General features: G+C 31.7%; 19 protein-coding genes. 13 read left to right on the plus strand and 6 right to left on the minus strand.

Annotated features, from left to right (window positions below):
* Positions 1 to 155 precede the first annotated feature (155 nt).
* Entirely contained in the window at positions 156 to 815 is a 660-nt protein-coding gene (gene hxpB, locus QEJ31_RS03735) for a hexitol phosphatase HxpB (RefSeq protein WP_280592458.1), read from the plus strand.
* A 112-nt stretch (positions 816 to 927) separates the two neighbouring features.
* On the opposite strand, the gene rpsO is transcribed toward hxpB, so the two are convergent.
* A complete protein-coding gene (rpsO, locus tag QEJ31_RS03740; RefSeq protein WP_280592459.1) occupies positions 928 to 1197 on the minus strand; it encodes a 30S ribosomal protein S15 in 270 nt (89 codons plus the stop codon).
* Positions 1198 to 1365: 168 nt separating this feature from the next.
* Here rpsO and ribD point away from each other — a divergent pair, with 168 nt between their 5' ends.
* On the plus strand, positions 1366 to 2658 hold the full coding sequence (gene ribD / locus QEJ31_RS03745) for a bifunctional diaminohydroxyphosphoribosylaminopyrimidine deaminase/5-amino-6-(5-phosphoribosylamino)uracil reductase RibD (protein ID WP_280592460.1): 1293 nt from the start codon (positions 1366 to 1368) through the stop codon (positions 2656 to 2658).
* Here the strand turns inward: ribD and QEJ31_RS03750 are convergent.
* The 3 genes from QEJ31_RS03750 to QEJ31_RS03760 are packed head-to-tail and all read right to left on the minus strand — an operon-like array spanning position 2655 to position 4315.
* Positions 2655 to 3305: a hypothetical protein gene (locus QEJ31_RS03750; protein WP_280592461.1), complete on the minus strand. Its 651-nt coding sequence runs from the start codon at positions 3303 to 3305 to the stop codon at positions 2655 to 2657. The genes ribD and QEJ31_RS03750 overlap by 4 nt on opposite strands.
* Complete coding sequence (locus QEJ31_RS03755) at positions 3281 to 3865, minus strand: hypothetical protein (protein WP_280592462.1); 585 nt, start codon at positions 3863 to 3865, stop codon at positions 3281 to 3283. The genes QEJ31_RS03750 and QEJ31_RS03755 overlap by 25 nt, the downstream gene beginning before the upstream one ends.
* Before the next feature lie 27 nt (positions 3866 to 3892).
* A complete protein-coding gene (locus QEJ31_RS03760; RefSeq protein WP_280592463.1) occupies positions 3893 to 4315 on the minus strand; it encodes a thioesterase family protein in 423 nt (140 codons plus the stop codon).
* Between the two features lie 320 nt (positions 4316 to 4635).
* Here QEJ31_RS03760 and QEJ31_RS03765 point away from each other — a divergent pair, with 320 nt between their 5' ends.
* The 4 genes from QEJ31_RS03765 to QEJ31_RS03780 all read left to right on the plus strand — a co-directional run bounded on the left by QEJ31_RS03765 (position 4636) and on the right by QEJ31_RS03780 (position 7873).
* On the plus strand, positions 4636 to 5667 hold the full coding sequence (locus QEJ31_RS03765) for a site-specific integrase (protein WP_280592464.1): 1032 nt from the start codon (positions 4636 to 4638) through the stop codon (positions 5665 to 5667).
* A gap of 24 nt (positions 5668 to 5691) precedes the next feature.
* Entirely contained in the window at positions 5692 to 6486 is a 795-nt protein-coding gene (locus QEJ31_RS03770; RefSeq protein ID WP_280593267.1) for a helical backbone metal receptor, read from the plus strand.
* Positions 6473 to 6985: a thermonuclease family protein gene (locus QEJ31_RS03775; RefSeq protein ID WP_280592465.1), complete on the plus strand. Its 513-nt coding sequence runs from the start codon at positions 6473 to 6475 to the stop codon at positions 6983 to 6985. The genes QEJ31_RS03770 and QEJ31_RS03775 overlap by 14 nt, the downstream gene beginning before the upstream one ends.
* Before the next feature lie 111 nt (positions 6986 to 7096).
* A complete protein-coding gene (locus tag QEJ31_RS03780; protein ID WP_280592466.1) occupies positions 7097 to 7873 on the plus strand; it encodes a transporter substrate-binding domain-containing protein in 777 nt (258 codons plus the stop codon).
* Here the strand turns inward: QEJ31_RS03780 and QEJ31_RS03785 are convergent.
* Entirely contained in the window at positions 7870 to 8928 is a 1059-nt protein-coding gene (locus QEJ31_RS03785; protein ID WP_280592467.1) for a hypothetical protein, read from the minus strand. The two genes, QEJ31_RS03780 and QEJ31_RS03785, sit on opposite strands and share 4 nt — an antisense overlap.
* Positions 8929 to 9154: 226 nt before the next feature.
* Complete coding sequence (uvrC, locus tag QEJ31_RS03790; RefSeq protein ID WP_280592468.1) at positions 9155 to 11185, minus strand: excinuclease ABC subunit UvrC; 2031 nt, start codon at positions 11183 to 11185, stop codon at positions 9155 to 9157.
* A gap of 116 nt (positions 11186 to 11301) precedes the next feature.
* Here uvrC and QEJ31_RS03795 point away from each other — a divergent pair, with 116 nt between their 5' ends.
* From QEJ31_RS03795 to rplL, 7 genes are all read left to right on the plus strand, one after another.
* Entirely contained in the window at positions 11302 to 12507 is a 1206-nt protein-coding gene (locus QEJ31_RS03795; RefSeq protein WP_280592469.1) for a R3H domain-containing nucleic acid-binding protein, read from the plus strand.
* A gap of 140 nt (positions 12508 to 12647) precedes the next feature.
* Positions 12648 to 13427: an electron transfer flavoprotein subunit beta/FixA family protein gene (locus tag QEJ31_RS03800; RefSeq protein WP_280592470.1), complete on the plus strand. Its 780-nt coding sequence runs from the start codon at positions 12648 to 12650 to the stop codon at positions 13425 to 13427.
* Positions 13428 to 13441: 14 nt separating this feature from the next.
* On the plus strand, positions 13442 to 14425 hold the full coding sequence (locus QEJ31_RS03805) for an electron transfer flavoprotein subunit alpha/FixB family protein (protein WP_280592471.1): 984 nt from the start codon (positions 13442 to 13444) through the stop codon (positions 14423 to 14425).
* 121 nt (positions 14426 to 14546) lie between these two features.
* A complete protein-coding gene (gene rplK / locus QEJ31_RS03810; protein WP_158998575.1) occupies positions 14547 to 14972 on the plus strand; it encodes a 50S ribosomal protein L11 in 426 nt (141 codons plus the stop codon).
* Positions 14973 to 15024: 52 nt separating this feature from the next.
* On the plus strand, positions 15025 to 15723 hold the full coding sequence (gene rplA / locus QEJ31_RS03815) for a 50S ribosomal protein L1 (RefSeq protein ID WP_158998137.1): 699 nt from the start codon (positions 15025 to 15027) through the stop codon (positions 15721 to 15723).
* A 149-nt stretch (positions 15724 to 15872) separates the two neighbouring features.
* The gene (rplJ, locus tag QEJ31_RS03820) at positions 15873 to 16391 is read left to right on the plus strand and encodes a 50S ribosomal protein L10 (RefSeq protein ID WP_280592472.1); all 519 of its coding nucleotides are present in this window, start codon (positions 15873 to 15875) and stop codon (positions 16389 to 16391) included.
* Positions 16392 to 16471: 80 nt separating this feature from the next.
* Positions 16472 to 16846, plus strand: a complete 375-nt coding sequence (gene rplL, locus QEJ31_RS03825; protein ID WP_280592473.1) for a 50S ribosomal protein L7/L12 — start codon at positions 16472 to 16474, stop codon at positions 16844 to 16846.
* The last annotated feature ends 164 nt before the right edge of the window (positions 16847 to 17010 follow it).

The following is a 17010-nucleotide window of genomic DNA, read 5'->3' on the forward strand; positions in this document are numbered from 1 at the left end:
TTCTCTTAAGAAAGAAGATAATATCCTTAATATTCAAATATTTAAGCTAACAATTCTTGATACTAGTTTATTTATTGTGACAAGGATTTATATGTGTGGATTGACGAATATTTTTTCCTAATGTAGTTTCAATTACTTATCTAACAGGTTGATTTATGCTAGAAATAAATAAAACAAAGTCAGTTATATTTGATATGGATGGAGTTATTGTAGATTCAGAACCCTTATGGTTGGAAGCTGAATTACAAATATTTAAATCCTTTGGACTTATATTAACACCAAAAGATTGTGAACTTACAAAAGGAATGCGACTAGCTAATATTGTTGATTTTTGGTATAAAAAACGCAATTGGAACAATGTTACACAAGAAGAAATTGGCAAAAAACTTGAGGCCAAACTAATAGAACTTATTGCAGAAAAAGCAACTGCAAAAGAGGGTCTTTTTGAAGTACTAATTAAATTAAAACAAAATAATATTTCATTAGCGATTTGTTCTTCTTCTCCTTTATCATTAATAAAAGCTGTTTGTAACAAGTTAAATTTATTTTCTTATTTTGATATTTTGCAATCAGCTGAAAACTGCGAATTTGGAAAACCACATCCTGAACCATATATTTCTACAATGTTAAAATTAAATACGACTTTTAATAAATGTTTTGTTATTGAGGATACAGTAACAGGAGCCATATCTGCTAAAGCTGCACGTATGAAAGTAATTGCTATTCCGGAAGGTGAAAATTATTTTTCCTCGAAATATGACTTTTGTGACTATAAATTTAAAACTCTATCTGAAATTATTCCATACATAAGTTAACAGATATTTTATTTTTGCAAAATCGAAGATTCCATAAAAATTTATTAAAAATAAAAAAACCCTCTTTCCTAAAAAAGAGGGTTTTTTTATTGCCAAAGCTTAATTAACGTAATTAACGACGGATATTTAATTCGCCAATAATTTTTTGATAACTAGCAACATTTTTGCGCTTTAAATAGTCTAATAAACTACGACGTTGGCTTACTAAAGATAATAAACCACGGCGGCCAGCATAGTCTTTAGAGTGTACGCGAAAGTGATCAGTTAACTGATTAATACGAGCTGTAAGTAAAGCAATTTGTACTTCAGGTGAACCAGTATCAGACTCATGAGTACGGTATTTAGAAATAATTTCTGCACGTTGTTCAGTAGTAATTTGCATGGTAATTCCTTTCTTTAAGAGGGAATATCCCCTTCGGGATTATTTTGATACAGGAAAACAACAAGTAATAGCCCCATGCTTGTGTGCTAAAAACCGATTGTTCCTAGGGCAGCCCTATGAGCTGTGCCGTTTTTACTACCACTTCATTTATAGGAAGGCAATCTAAAAATGACTTTTCGCCTAAAAGCAGGATTCTCATTTGGTGGATGGGTTGAGCAAATAATCAATCAAAATAAGGCACATGAGCAACTCCCAGATGGTATTTTACCTTTTAGTGATGAATATTTCTTATTTAAAGCTTTCTTAAGTAGTATGGAAAATGCTTGTATAGCAAATCCCAATCCCTCTGTTGGCTGCCTAATAGTAAATAATAATCAAATAATATCATATGGTTGCACTGAGAGGTGGGGGGCTAGACATGCCGAAAGAGTTGCTTTTGCAAAATTGACTCCTGATTTATTGGAAAACTCAAGCATATACGTAACACTTGAGCCTTGTACCCATACAGGAAGACAACCACCTTGCGTAGAGCTTTTTAAAGATAAGAATATCAAAAAAGTAGTGATTGGTTGTACAGACCCGAATCCTATTGTAGCTGGTCAGGGTATTAAAATATTAAAATCTCTTGGTCTGGCGCAGGTAAATTTATCTTTTGCAAATGAAATTAAAGCTTTTAACTACCCTTTTTTTATTCAACAACAGAAAAAAAGGCCTTTTTACGCATTAAAATGGGCTCAAACACTTGATGGCTGCTTGGCAGATGACTTTAACGGCTGGAAATGGATTTCAGGTGAAACGTCTAGAAAATATACTCATTGGCTTCGCCAGAAATACGATGCCATATTGGTAGGTGCTGGTACTGTATTAAATGATTTTCCATCGCTTGATGTTAGAGAATTAAACTTCGAGAATTGCCGAGATCCTATTAAGATGATTTTTGACCCTAGCGGCAAAATACTTAATTGTTCTTCAAATCAGCAAAAAAAGTTAAAAGAAAAAACACTTAAAAGTAACCAAAAAATTATCCTCTTTATTTGTGAAAAAATTCTGCAAAAGTTTAAAAATAATAATGACAATAAATGGCTTAAATTTCTTTTTGAAAACGAAGCATTTACAATAATTCAAATAAATACAAATCTAGCAGTCACAGAAAGTATTCAAGTTGCCATCGAAAATATTGACTTCCTGCAACATTTTGGAAGACCGTTGCAAAGTATCTTAGTAGAAGGAGGACCTCGTTTACTTAGTGCATTCATCGATGAAAATAACTTTGACCTAATTCATTTATTTATTGCACCATTTTTTTTAGGTGGAGAGAAAAATAGGTTGTTTTCAAAAATTACTCAATCTCTCACAAAAAATGAAATAAAAGAAATCGACAAAGAAAAACGTTACTATATTGCTAATAAAATATTTTTAAATAATGACATCTTATTAGAAATTGTCCAAAACGACTCTTAAAAATAAGACTGCCCTGTGTTTAATAGGCGATAGTATTTAGCCGGTCTATGAAAGATAATTGGCGCAATTTGATTTGTAATAACAACTCTATTTAATAATTTATTCCCTTCAATTCTTACTTTACTATTTGAAACTTTCGAACAAATACGAACGTAAATACCTTCATTCAATTTAATAGCACAAACAACTTTGTTTAAATTATCTATTTGTGATAGTTTTCTCCAAATAAATCCTACATAGTCTCCATAATTATAATAAGGACTATTCATATCATCTTCAATCGTAATAATTTCTGAATCTTTATATCTAGATTTAAATAATAAAATATCAGTACAAGCTTTTGATTCTTGATCATCAAATTCATAGAATATTTTAGAACATATTTCTTCACTAATATAAAAATCACCTATTCCATTAAAAAACCATGCTTCAGGGATATCAATACCTTCAGATAAAAAAGCTTCATAAATTCGTTTTCCTGTTACTTTCGATTTTATAATAGGACTTTCTTCATATTTTTTTATAGAATTAGAAAGAATATTATATTTTTGTGAAAAGTATTTTTTTGTTTTATTTAAAATCCCTACTCTAATAGAATAAGCCCTTAAACCAGCTGACTGTGTTAATAACCTTTTAATATCGGACATTTTTCATTTCCTCTGTTATTAGCAATATCAATTAGATAGTTTTTTACTACATCAAGAAGAGCAAACTCAAATGCTCGGAACCATTGACCCTGTTTATTTGCAGGATCAAAATCAACATCAAAAATAAAATCTTTTTTTTCTAAACCGTAAACACAAACAAAGCAATATTTTTTATTTATTTGAATAGTTCGGTACATACCATTATGTACGTAAAAATACTTGCTTCGTTCTTCATTAAGAACAACTCCTACACGTACGTTACTATTATTCATTTTAACTTGACTTAATTCTATTTCTTTAAAATGAAATGTTTGTTTTCTTGTATATTTAAATTGATTTATAAAAGGATCAATTGCATAAATATTTAAAAATTGATAGTGTTTAGTTAAACCAGAAATATCTATATCTAAATTAATACATTCAGTTGTTTGCAAATTAATAACATTAGCGTCAATGTAATTAAAAAACTTATCAGCTTTATACATTTGTAACACATTATTTATATCATTTTTTAGAATTTCATTTCTAAGGCTTGTATATACTCTACTTGTCCTGTCCATTGCAACCTCGAAAAAAAACTAAAAAACTTATTTTGTAAGAACGGACATAATAGAAGGGGGTAGATGATCCAGCCGCCTTTTAGAATTATTGTAGCAAACCAAAGTTGTTAAGCATAGTGCAATTAAAGAATTATCTCGCATTACTGAATATTTTAAATCAAAACTAAATTTACTTATTTCTCCAACATATACTTTTATATCAATATTTTCGTGTAAATAACCTTGATTTATATAATCTATAGTTAAAGATTTCATCATAAAAGTAAAAAGATTTTCATGATTTACTTCCGCTACATTGTTTTCGCAAAAATAACTGAGTCTTGCATCATGAATTAGCGATATTAAATTATCATGCCCTAAATGATTACCATAATTTAAATCACTTGCCCTAATTTTTGTATTGTATTTAAATTTCTCTACTTCGTTTTCTAAAATTTTTATTTTATTCATAAATACATCTTTCAATTTTGTTTCATTACCAAAAAATAAAATGGTCTATACCTATAATACAAAATAGTGATGGACACCATTGCCTGCCAATCTAAAAAATATGTAGCCAAAGGGCATCTTACGTTTTCTTAAGTATTTGTAAATATAGATTTTTTTAGTTTTAAAATTATTTAATACATTGTAATTACTAAATTATTTTTTCTAGTACAATACTCATTGAGAGAGTGATTGAAAAGGAATAGCTTGGTTTCAACGAATTTAAAGCTCTCTCCACATAGATGCTTTCATTCAATAAAAATGGTTATTTTGAGGAGATTTTCATGGACGGAAATTTTGTCAACCATCAGTCTGTCGTGTCTGAAATTATAAATAAGGATTTTTTCTATCCGGAAACGTTTGCATTTTCCAAACTTTCACCTTTGCTTATTAGATTTTTAAATCAATTAAAAAAATCAGGTAAATCAGTAAATACCATCAGCGCTTACCGAAATGACCTTTCGCTCTTTTGTGAATTTTTAATAGAAAAACAAATTAGCCCTGATAACTATTCTTACCCAGCGCAAGAAAACTGGCTACACTTTTTAAAAGAAAATGGAAGACATTCTCAATCAAGTATGCGCCGAGCACAAATGAGCGTAAGAACTTTTATCCATTTTTTAGTGTCAGAAAAGATAATAGCAAGTTCACCTTTTTTAGATATAAAATCACCGAAACAACCAGCACCAGCGTTGCTAACTGTTACGCATGAAAAATATTTAAGCTTATGCAGAACTTTAAAACAGTTAGCATTAAATAAGGATGAAAAAGCAATACGAGATTGGACATTAGTTTTAATTTTAGGCGACTGTGGTTTAAAAGCATCAGAGGCATCGAATTTAACTTGGGGTGATGTTTGGCCTGAGCTAGAAGAACCAACAACTGAGGATTCCATAGCTGGGTGCTTAAAAGTAACTGGCAATAATGAACGTTTGGTACCTTATAACTTAGAGGTTTCTAGAGCATTAAACATGTTACGAGAAACCAGAGATCAAATGAATTTACCAACATCTCTCGAATCAAAACTCTTCTTCGGCTACTTAAATGTGAGTAGAAAAACAAGAACAAATTTTCTTCACAGACATGGGATAAAATTTGTGATTTATGAAGTATGCACAGAAATATTGGGCATACCTTACAATTCAGAAAGTTTACGTAACCATGCTATTTTAAGATGGCTTGCAAAAGGAATGGACAATGAAAAAGTAGCTAGTTTAGCTGGCTATTCTTCTTTAAATTCACTTGAACGCTTTTTAAATAGTAAGGAAAGAAAAAAGACAAGTACTCGAAAAATAAAAACAAAACAAAAGGATTAAGTTCTGCTACAATCTTTTAGAATAATTTCTCTTGTCCCAAGCCTAACAGAAACTTTATGTGACTTGGGGCTCCAAACTAGTATCATTGGATGCACAAACTTTTGTATTTCTCCCAAAAATATAACCAAAACGGCTAAACTTATTGGAGGAACCAAAAATCCAAACATAGAACTTATCCTCTCACTTCAACCAACGCATGTAATTGTGAATGAAGAAGAAAATACAGCAGAACACATTCAAATACTCCAAAGTTTTGCTGATAAAAATTCATTTTTTCTTTTAATAACTTTTCCAAAAACTGTTCTTGATAGTGTAAAAATTATTGAAGACTTTGGAAAAGTTTTTTTTGTAGAAAAAAGTGCAAAGATTTGGATTCAAAAAATTAAAAATGAATATAAAAAATTAAAGGAACATGAAAAATTAGCACTGAATTACATTTATTTTATTTGGCGAAATCCTTGGATGGTAGCAGGAGATCAATCATATATTGCTCACTTGCTATCCATAATTGGGTTAAGTAATCAAGTAAAAACATCAGAAAAGTTATCTGAAAGATACCCAACACTAAATACAAGTATTGATGGAGAGTTTTATAAGAAGATTGATCTTTTTCTCTTCAGCTCTGAACCTTTTCCTTTTAAAGTAAGGCATATTTCTGAATTTTTTCAAACTCATCAATTGCCAATGGAAAGTTTTTTACTAGTAAATGGTCAGAATCTAAGTTGGTATGGAACTAGAACATTAAAAGCATTACAATACCTTGCTCGTTTAAAAACACAGATTTTAGAAATTAAGCGGAGGTCTCATGTCAATCTTTAAATATTCGATACCATTATTGCTCTCACTAGGATTACAAAATACTAGTTTTGCTGAGAAAGAAATTAATTATTCAGTTCTAAATTGTCACGATGGCGATACATGTCAATTGAAAAGTCCTGACAATTTAAAACTCAAAATTCGTCTGATAGGTATCGATGCTCCTGAGGTAGCAAATAGAAAAAACAAAAACTCTCAACCAATGGGAGAAGAAAGTAAAATCTTTATAAATCAACTTATTAAAGGAAAAACAGTCACTTTAAAAAACTATGCAACCGATCCTTTTGGCAGAGCTCTTGCTGAAATATATTTTAGTAAAGAAAATGTGAATATAAAAATGGTAGAATCTGGAATGGCAGAAGTTTATCACGGAAAAATGGTAAAGGAGTTTGATGTATCACCATATCTAACTGCAGAAAAAACTGCAAAAGATAAAAAAATTGGGATCTGGTCTTTAAAAAATTATCAATCTCCAAAAGAATTTAGAAGTACTAAAAAATAATTTTTTCTTTCTTTATAATAAGAATACTAGTCAATTATTTTTCGCTTAAATTTTGTAGTTCTAAAGTAATACATTATAATAAATTTATTTGAACAAATGCGAGACTATGCTGTGAAAAATTTTATATTATCTCTTTTAATTTTGATACTGTTTCCTTTAAAAACTTATTCAAGTGAAGATAATTTTATAAAAATTGCATACTATGAAAATTTTTTTCCTTTCTCAATTAAACAAGATGGAGTTTTAAAAGGGATATTTGTTGAATATATTGAATATTTATTTTCTTTATCAAATGACTATAAAATAATTTCTGATGGATTTCCTTGGGAAAGAGCTCAAGATTATGTCCGTAAAAATATGTATGATGCACATATTACGCTAAAAAATCCTGCGAGAGAAGAATTTTTGCTAAGTAGTAACAGCATAATTTTTGAGGATTCATTAGTTCTCATTTATTCAATTAATAATAAAAATTTTAAAGATATAGAAAAAATTAGCAAATTAGATACTCTGAAAAGTTATAGTATAAATGACTACTTAGGTAACAGTAGAATAAATATGTATCCTGAAGAAAAAGGCTTCAAACTCAAACTTTCATCTAATATTGAAGATTGTTTTTTAAAACTTTTTAAAGGCGATGGAGATGTAATTATTACAAGCAAAGTTATTGCTGATCTTGAAATTAGAAAAAAATATAAAAATATATTAAAAATAAAAAATATTAATTTCCTAAATGAGACAAAAGTAAAGTATTTTTTTATGATTCGAAAAACCAGAAAAGACGCTGATAATATTTTAAAAATATTTGAAAAAAACATTAAAAAAGATAAAAATAAAGAAAAATTTAACGCAATTTATAATAAGTATATTAATAATTATGATCTTTAAAAAATTATTGAGACAAGTTCATTTGCAGCTATTTCAAAATTTTCAATTTGCTCTGCAGAACCTTTATGCATTTTAAGCTGTGTTAGTAAATTATTTGAAATATCTGTTATAAAAGAATTTAATAAAGACAAGTCGTTCGTTCTGTTATTATTGATAAATAAATTCAAAAATTTATGCAATGGATAATGTTTTTGTTGCTCAGATGAATCTTCTTTTCTTATCGTATTCCTTTTAAAAGTTTCAAGTCTTCCACTAACCGCTAATCTCTCTAATAAGTATTTTAAATCTTTAAAATCAAAATCTTGTCCAGAAATAATTTTCGTTTTGCCAAAATCAAATGCTTTAAGAATGGGAAATCCGTTATTATCAATAATTAGTTTAATGTTTCCCATATGCATATCACCATGTTGAACTTTAGCTACATAAAGACAATAATGGATATAAAATAATTGATGAATAATGTTAATGGTAAATATTTTTAATTTCTCAATATTATTTTCAATTAAATTTAATTGAGGGGCAGATTTTTTTAATAATAAGTAGTAACTAAACAATGAAGAATCTTTATCATTTTGTGTTGGCAATTCACTAAAAAAACTTCTTGTTTCATAAATAGATACTCTTCTATGTCTAGAATAATCAAAATTATCGTTACTAATTACTTCATTTTGAAAAGAAAAAAATAGATCTCTAATTTTCAAGTGATCTTTAGTCTCTAAAACATTTAATGCTTCTTTGATCAATTTTTCTTTTGAAAAATCTTGCATTGCAGATGGTGTTTTTGCATATACTAAGGCTCTATCGGCATCAAAACTTTTATGTTTTCCACCTATCTGCATAACTTCAGTTGAAACACCTGGTAAAAAAGCTTTACTTCTACCTGCCAACGAGTTTGCACTGGTTAATATTCTTTGCTGGATCACTTTTCTAAACCCAAATGATCCTAATTTTTCAATTAATTCAACCTTATTTAAACTGTGTTTCAATTTTTTTTTATGCTCAACCAATTCAAGCAAAGAAGCAAATACTGCAGAACACAATATACAACTAAACATATTTTTTCCTATATTTAATTTTAATTTATTACTATAAGTAATAAAAACTAAAAATAAAATAAATCAAATATTTATTAAAAGCAAAAAGAATTTATTTAAATAATATAAATTTATAAAAATTTTCAGTTTTACTTCTAAATTTTTAAAATAAATTTATTTCTTTATATTGATAAATTTAATCAATTTATATTAGGATTTTAGGCTTTCAGTTATTCATTTGTTACATTTAAGATTTGAGTTTTTCAACTATCTGCTGAATGACATTTAACGGAATTTTAGTTGTATCTGAAATTTCCTTTAAATTTAAATGGATTATATCTTTCAAATTTGGATAGGTTTCTAATAACTTTTTCTTTCTTTTTGCTCCTAATCCTTTTATTTCATACAAGATTGACTTCAATGAGTTTTTATCCCGTCTTTGCCGATGGAAAGTAATCGCAAAGCGATGAGCTTCATCTCTTATTTGCGTGAGCAATTTAAATTCTGCGGAGCCTTGTTGAAGAATTCTTGTTTCTGGAGGAACATCAGGTAGTAATTCACCATTAACTCCTCTTGCAGGTATTACAATTCTTTCCTCTGATGCTGTAACTATCGCTGATTTAAAATTTTTTTCATTTCTCGATTTAGCAAGACCAAGAAAATTAATATGTTCCAAACCTAATCCTTTCAACATCCAGCCAACTTCTCTAATCTGTGGGGTACCTCCATCAATTAATAAAACATTAGGAATTTGTATATTATTTCTATCTTTAAAACGCCTTCTTATAACTTCTCTAAGACTTGCAAAATCATCTTGTCCTATAACACTTTTTATAATGTATTTCCTATAGGAGCTTTTGCTAGGTTTGCCGTTTTTAAATACAACCTGTGAGGCTACAGTTTCACTTCCTTGAAAAGTTGAAATATCAAAACATTCTATAATTAGAGGGATAGTACTTAATTTTAAAAACTCTTTTAATGCCATTAATAAATTATTACTTACTTCTTCCATTTTTATATGTTCACTATATTTATTCTCAGCGTTTTTATTTGCATGAAGGACTAAATTTTCTATTTTTTTTGGTAATATTTTATCTTTAGATTTTAAAGATTTAGTGAAAATGTTTTTATTTAAGTGCAATATTTTTTTACTATTATTCTCATTTTTTCCGAATTTTTCATTTAAATATTTTTCTATCATTAAAAAGTTTTCGCTATTTATTACATTTTCTGCATTTGAAAATATAATATTTTCAGGAACATTTTTTTGCGAGTAATACTGGCAAACAAATGCTGAATATATTCTTTGCATTTCATCCTGAGTATTATCATATTTCCCATCTTCACTGGGTTCTTCTGTAATATGTCTTATAATATAAGAATCACCACCTATAACTTTCCCAGATCGAATTTGTGCAACATAAAACGCAGCGATATCTTTACTCCAATAAGATCCCAAAATATCAATATCAATTTCTTCTGATAAAGTTACAGATTGATTTTCAGTTAATTGACTTACTGCTTTTAATTGATCTCTTAGCATAGCAGCTTTTTCAAAATTTAACGCATCAGCTGATAATAACATTTCTTTTTTAATTTTAGTTAGTATATCTTTTGATTTTCCATTTAAAATAGCTATCACATTATTTAAATGACTTTCGTATTCTTTTTTATCAACTGTTAATTTACAAGGACCTAAACATTTTTTTATATCATAGTAATTGCATGGTCTTGTAACAGTTTTAAAAACTGTAGGAGTACACTTTACTAACGGAAAAAATCTGTTAATCAAATTCATTAATTGAATAACTTGCCCAGTTAATGTATAAGGACCAAAATATAAACTTCCATCTTTTTTTCTTTTTCTTACTACAGTTACTTTAGGCCACTCTTCTTGAATGTCTATTTTGATATACGGATACGTTTTATCATCACGTAACAGTATATTGTAGTTAGGTTTATTATGTTTTATTAAATTATTTTCCAATAACAACGATTCATATTCATTTTCTGTAATAATAATTTCAAAATCATAAATTTTAAGAACTAAAGCTTTTGTTTTTGGGGAATGATTTTCAATTCCATAAAAATAGGATTTCAAACGATTGACAAGATCTTTAGCTTTCCCAACATATAAAATTTCACCAAACTCATTTTTATGCAGATAGACGCCAGGCTTATGTGGTATTTGGCTTAATTTCTCTCTTAGGTACTTTAATCGGCTAGACATACCTGTTTTTTGTTGACTGTCCAAATTCATTAGTGACTTTTCTTTCATTAAGGTTTATCCCATAAGCACTTAGGTTGTAGTCCTAATTTTATAAGACTGCTATACTATTCAAAACAAAAGGCAAACAACCGCCTTTAGCTGAACTTTATATGGGACATTCTACAGTGACAGAACTATCTAAATTTTCTATTAATCCTGATACCTTTATATTTGCTGTTAATCAGGCATTTGAAGCGCGTTTGAAAAATAACGGAGATTTCAACTCACATTTACGTTTCGATCCGTTTTTGACAAAATCTTGGACAGCTCCAAAAAATCCTGACTTCAATACCTTTAAAAATTTATTAAATGAAATTATCAGCCATCATTTTCATATTTTGCCAAATTTTCACCGGAATGAAAACGTTGATATAGAGAATATTTCTTGGTTTTCTCATTCTGTTGCCACCTTATTTGCAGATTTAAATTACTTAATTCTTCAATTTACTGGACAAACTCTCCCTAATTTTTCAGGCCAATCTATCCCGAAAGCCGTTTCCAGCAAAAATATTGCTTTAGCTATGGCAAAGTATTCTCAATTTTTAGCTTTAGAACAAAGTGAAGAACCCTATAGTCTTTTTCCTTTGGTAAATGAAAATAATGAAAATGTAGATCAACTTTATACCCAAGAAGTCTGGAGCCTCATTTCTTCTTTTTCTAAGAAAACTTTTGGAAACTACTTTCCTTTGTTACAAGCCTATATTCTTTGGAAATATACAAAAAAAGAATATATTCCAGAAGTGATTGATTGGAATGTTCGCCCTCCTTGTGGAGCAGCCTATGAACTTCAATTCAAAGAACTCTTCGAGAGAGAGCATGAAGAACGGAAGGCAAGAAGAATTGAACGTCAAAAAGCTAAGCATGAAAAAGACAATTCCAGTGATAGAAAGAAACATTCAAGAGAACCATCTCAGCAGGAAAAATCTCATTTTTCAGAAAAAACAAATCAGCATGAACAGCAACAATCACGTCCAAAATCTTTTGAACCAAAACAAAAATTTGAATTAAAAAATTTCCAAGAAGCGAAAGAGAACAGACAGCAGTTTGATAAATCGTCAAAAGAGAACAAACATTCTTCTTTTAACGGAGGATTTAAAAACTCCTTTCAAACCGATTCCAAGCAAAATATAAATCTCGATGATGCTCTGGCAGAAGCAAAGCAGGCCATTCAAAATCTTATAAAAAATAAAAATATCAATGAGGTAAGCCTTGCACCTCAAAATTCTTTTGTCCGCAGAGAACAACATTCTTTAATTACAGAAGCTGGTTTTGAAACTGAGAGTAGAGGCGAAGCAAAAAATCGTCATGTCTGCATAAAAAGAAAATCTTAATAATATCTTCTATAGCTATTTTATTTTGTCATTAGAACATTTGCCCCATTTGACACCCTAACTGGAATTAGTAATCTCATTCTGACTTAGTGGTGTCTTTTTTATGTGTTAAACAATCAATCCTTCTCTGGGGGAATAAAGTGAAAATTCTTGTTCTAGCTAAACATGTTCCTGATACAGAAACAGTGATTAAAATCGCCTCTGGTGGCAAAGCGATAGATGAAGCTGATTTTAAATATATGGTTAATCCATGCGATGAATATGCAATGGAAGAAGCAATACGAACACAAGAAAAATTTAAAGGGGAAAGCATTGTTGTAAGCGTAGGCCCTTCCCGCGCACAAGAAACTATCCGCAAGGCTCTTGCGATGGGGATCGATAGAGGAGTCTGGATTAATACCGAAGGTTTCTCTAATTATTTAGATTCTTTTACAATAGCTTCAGCAATTGCAAAAGTTGTTGTGGAAGAAAAACCAGACCTCATTTTTGCCGGTTTAAACACAACTGATGAAGGCGCTGGGAATGTAGGGCCTATGGTTGCTGAATTTGCAGGAATGCCTAGTTTAGTTAACATCTCAAAAATTGAATGGCAAAATGAAGGAAAATCTTTAAAGTGCGAAAGAGACGTAGAGGGTGGTATTGTTGAAGTTTATGAAGCTCAGCTTCCACTTTTAATTGCGCCGCATCAAAACCTTAATGATCCGCGTTTTCCTTCCCTACCAGGAATAATGAAAGCAAAGAAAAAACCGATTGCCGAGAAAAAAGCCTCGGAACTTATTACAGAGAAAGCTAGAATAGAAGTAAAAAATTATAAATTACCTCCTGAAAAAGCTCCTGGAAAAATATTTAAAGGCAAACCCGTGGAAGAAATGGTTGTTGAAGTGGCAAAACTTCTTCGCTCTGAAGCAAAAGTGATTTAAATAAGGAAAAACCCATGTCTCATAAAGTTCTTATCTATGCTGAAGTTAGAAATGGAAAATTAAAATCTACTACTGGTGAAACAATAGCTGAAGCCAGAAATATGCTTGGTGGTAAAACAGAAAATATTCATGCTGTATTACTTGGCGAGAGCTGCGAACAACATGCAAAAACTGTAGCAACCTTTGGTGCAACAAAAGTTTATATTATCGATTCTCCAGAAACAAATACATATCAAGGTGAGCCTACAATCCAAGCAATTACTCAAATCATTAAAAAAAATAACTACACAATTATTGTGGGACCAGCTTCACCAACAGGGAGGGATTTTTTCCCGCGCCTCGCCATTCGCAATCAGGGAGCTATGCTTACCGATGTCATTTCTTTTCAGCTCGATGGCGAAACCGTTACAGCTGATATGCCAATGTACCTAGGAAAATGCTCCAAGATAGCTGTTTCTCAAGCTCCAACAACTTTTATAACTTTACGTCCCAATGTACGTCCAAGTGAAATTGCCGATGCAAACGCACAAGCAAATATTGAGAAATTTGCTTGTGCATTTGACAATGCAAAGATTACGGCCAAAGTTGTTGAAGTAAGAAAAGGAAACAGCGAACGTCCTGATTTAACCGAAGCAAGTATTATTGTTTCAGGTGGGCGCGCCATGGCAAATAAAGATAATTTCAAACTTCTGTTTGAGTGCGCTGATACTGTCCACGGTTCCGTAGGAGCTTCGCGGGCAGCAGTTGATTCAGGTTATGCGCCCTATGATTTACAGGTGGGTCAGACTGGAAAAACAGTAAATCCTAATTTATACGTTGCATGTGGAATCTCTGGTTCCATTCAACACCTTTCTGGAATGCGCACTTCAAAATGCATTGTTGCTATCAACACCGATGCCGATGCGCCCATTTTCCAAAAAGCAGATTATGGAATTGTAGCCGATCTTTTCCAAGCGGTTCCTATTCTCACGCGGGAATTTAAGAAGATGACAGAGTAAGCACAGACTCCCTAAATCTCTTCCTTTTTCCTTGCATCAATTAAAATTATGTATTATCGGTTTGCATTCACGCCCAAAATGCACCTTTTTGGGTGAGTGTTTATTATATGAGGAAATTACAATGGCTAAAAAAATCGTCGGGCTCATTAAGCTCCAGATCAAAGGCGCTCAAGCTACTGCTGCGCCACCTGTAGGTCCAGCACTTGGACAACGTGGTGTAAACATTGCAATGTTTGTTAAAGAATTCAATGCTAGAACTCAAAAACAACCTGGCGTTGTACTTCCAACAATCATTACTGTCTATTCTGACAAGTCCTTTACTTTTATTACAAAAACTCCTCCAGCGAGTATTTTGCTAAAACAAGCAGCAAAGCTTGAATCTGCAAGTAAAACTCCTGGTAAAGCAATTGCTGGTTCCGTAACTGAAAAGCAAGTTGAAGAAATTGCTAAAACTAAGCTACCTGACCTCAACTGCTACGACATTGAAGCGGCTAAAAAGCTTATCAAAGGCTCAGCTCGTTCTATGGGTATTGAAGTTAAAGCATAATTTAAACCGAGGGAGGCTCTTACCAGCCGCTTAACCTCATAAGGAATTCTATATGGCTAGAAAAATTAGTAAAAAATTGAAGGCTGCAAGAGCAAAAATAAACTCTACAAAAGCCTATAATATCAATGAAGCAAGCCAACTTCTAAAAGAAGTTTCCTATGCAAAATTTGATGAAACTGTTGAAGTTGCAATGAACCTCGGTGTAGATCCTCGCCACGCTGATCAAAATGTTCGCGGAGCGGTAGTTCTTCCTCATGGCCTTGGCAAAAAGGTGCGCGTTTTAGTATTTGCTAAGGGCGAAAAAATCCGTGAAGCTGAAGAAGCTGGTGCTGACTACGTTGGTGGTGATGACCTTGCACAAAAAATTCAAGGCGGATGGCTTGATTTCGAAGCAGCTATCGCTACTCCTGACATGATGGGTGTTGTGGGTCGTCTAGGTCGTATACTTGCTCCTCGCGGACTCATGCCTAACCCAAAAGTGGGTACAGTAACTCAAGATCTTAAAAATGCGGTAAAAGAAGCGAAAGCTGGCCGTGTGGAATTTAAAGTAAATAAGGCAGGTATTATTCAAGCTCCAGTAGGAAAAGTATCCTTTGAAGCTAAGAAAATAGAAGAAAATACAAAAGCATTTATCGATGCTATTGTTAAGGCTAAACCTGCTGCAGCAAAAGGAACTTACATTAAATCCGTTTATGTAAGCGCAACAATGACTCCTTCTGTTTGCATTGAACCTACTGAATACAAAGTTTAATTTTGTTTCGTAAGGGTCTCAGACTGCTGGTTGTGTTTGCAAATAATGCACTCATATAATCCCCGCATAGACTTTGACCCCTGCGGTTTATTAACCTCGTAATTCCATTTTGCCTGTGGAGCTGCGAATAACTTAGGGGAGGCATTCTCTTGGATCGTAACGCTAAAGTCCAGTGGCGCGACAGTGTTGTAGAAGCACTCGACAAATCTGGTGCTGTGTTCCTAGCTAATTACTCAGGAATGACAGTGGAAGAGCTTACGGCAATGCGTCGTGAACTCAAAGCAGTCCAAGCTGATTTCCACGTAGTTAAAAATACTATTGCTCAAAAAGCAGTTGAAGGCAGAGATGAAAATGTTATCTCTGATCTCTTCAAAGGCCAAATGGGTATTGTTTTTGCTTACGGTGATTCAGCAGCAGCTGCAAAAGTATTTTCTGAATCCGCAAAGAAATGTGAGAAGCTTAAAATTGTTGGTGGATATATGGAGAAATCCTTATTAACACCTAAAGCAGTTGAACAACTCGCTTCTTTACCTTCACGCGAAGTACTTCTTGGCCAACTTATCGGTACTATGGTTGCACCACATCGTGGGCTTCTTGGTGTACTCAATGGTGTTCCTAGAAACTTGGTACAAGTTCTTAACGCCATCAAAGATAAAAAAGCCGGTTAACAAGCTTTGCCCGTTTGTGAATTTATTTTGTGTTTAATCTAATCGTTTCGCTATGAAACTTAATTTTTAAAGGACTCGCAATGTCTATTACTAAAGAACAATTCATTTCTTACATCGAAAACTTAACTCTTATTCAAGCTGCTGAGCTTGTAAAAGAATTAGAAGACAAATTTGGCGTATCTGCTGCTGCTCCAGTTGCTATGATGGCTGCTCCTGCTGCAGGCGCTGCTGCTGCTGCTGAACAAACTGAATTTGAAGTTGTGTTAAAAGCTTCTGGCGACAAAAAACTTGACGTTATTAAAGAAGTTCGTGCTATCACTGGTCTTGGTCTTAAAGAAGCTAAAGATCTTGTTGAAGGCGCGCCAAAATCTCTTAAAGCTGGCGTTACTAAAGCTGAAGCTGAAGACATCAAGAAAAAACTTACAGCTGTTGGCGCAACAATCGAAGTTAAGTAATATTAATTATATTGCTTCTTCAGTTTTGTTTGCTTAAGAGTCAAGCTATTGAACAACTTGTTCTATGGCTTGACTTTTGCTGTTGTGCTAATATTGTGAGCTTTGTTCTGTTCACGTATGGTATCCCATGTGAATAAAGCCGCAAGTCATTTAGCAATTTTATA

This window comes from Pigmentibacter sp. JX0631 (genome assembly GCF_029873255.1).
GTDB lineage: Bacteria > Bdellovibrionota_B > Oligoflexia > Silvanigrellales > Silvanigrellaceae > Silvanigrella.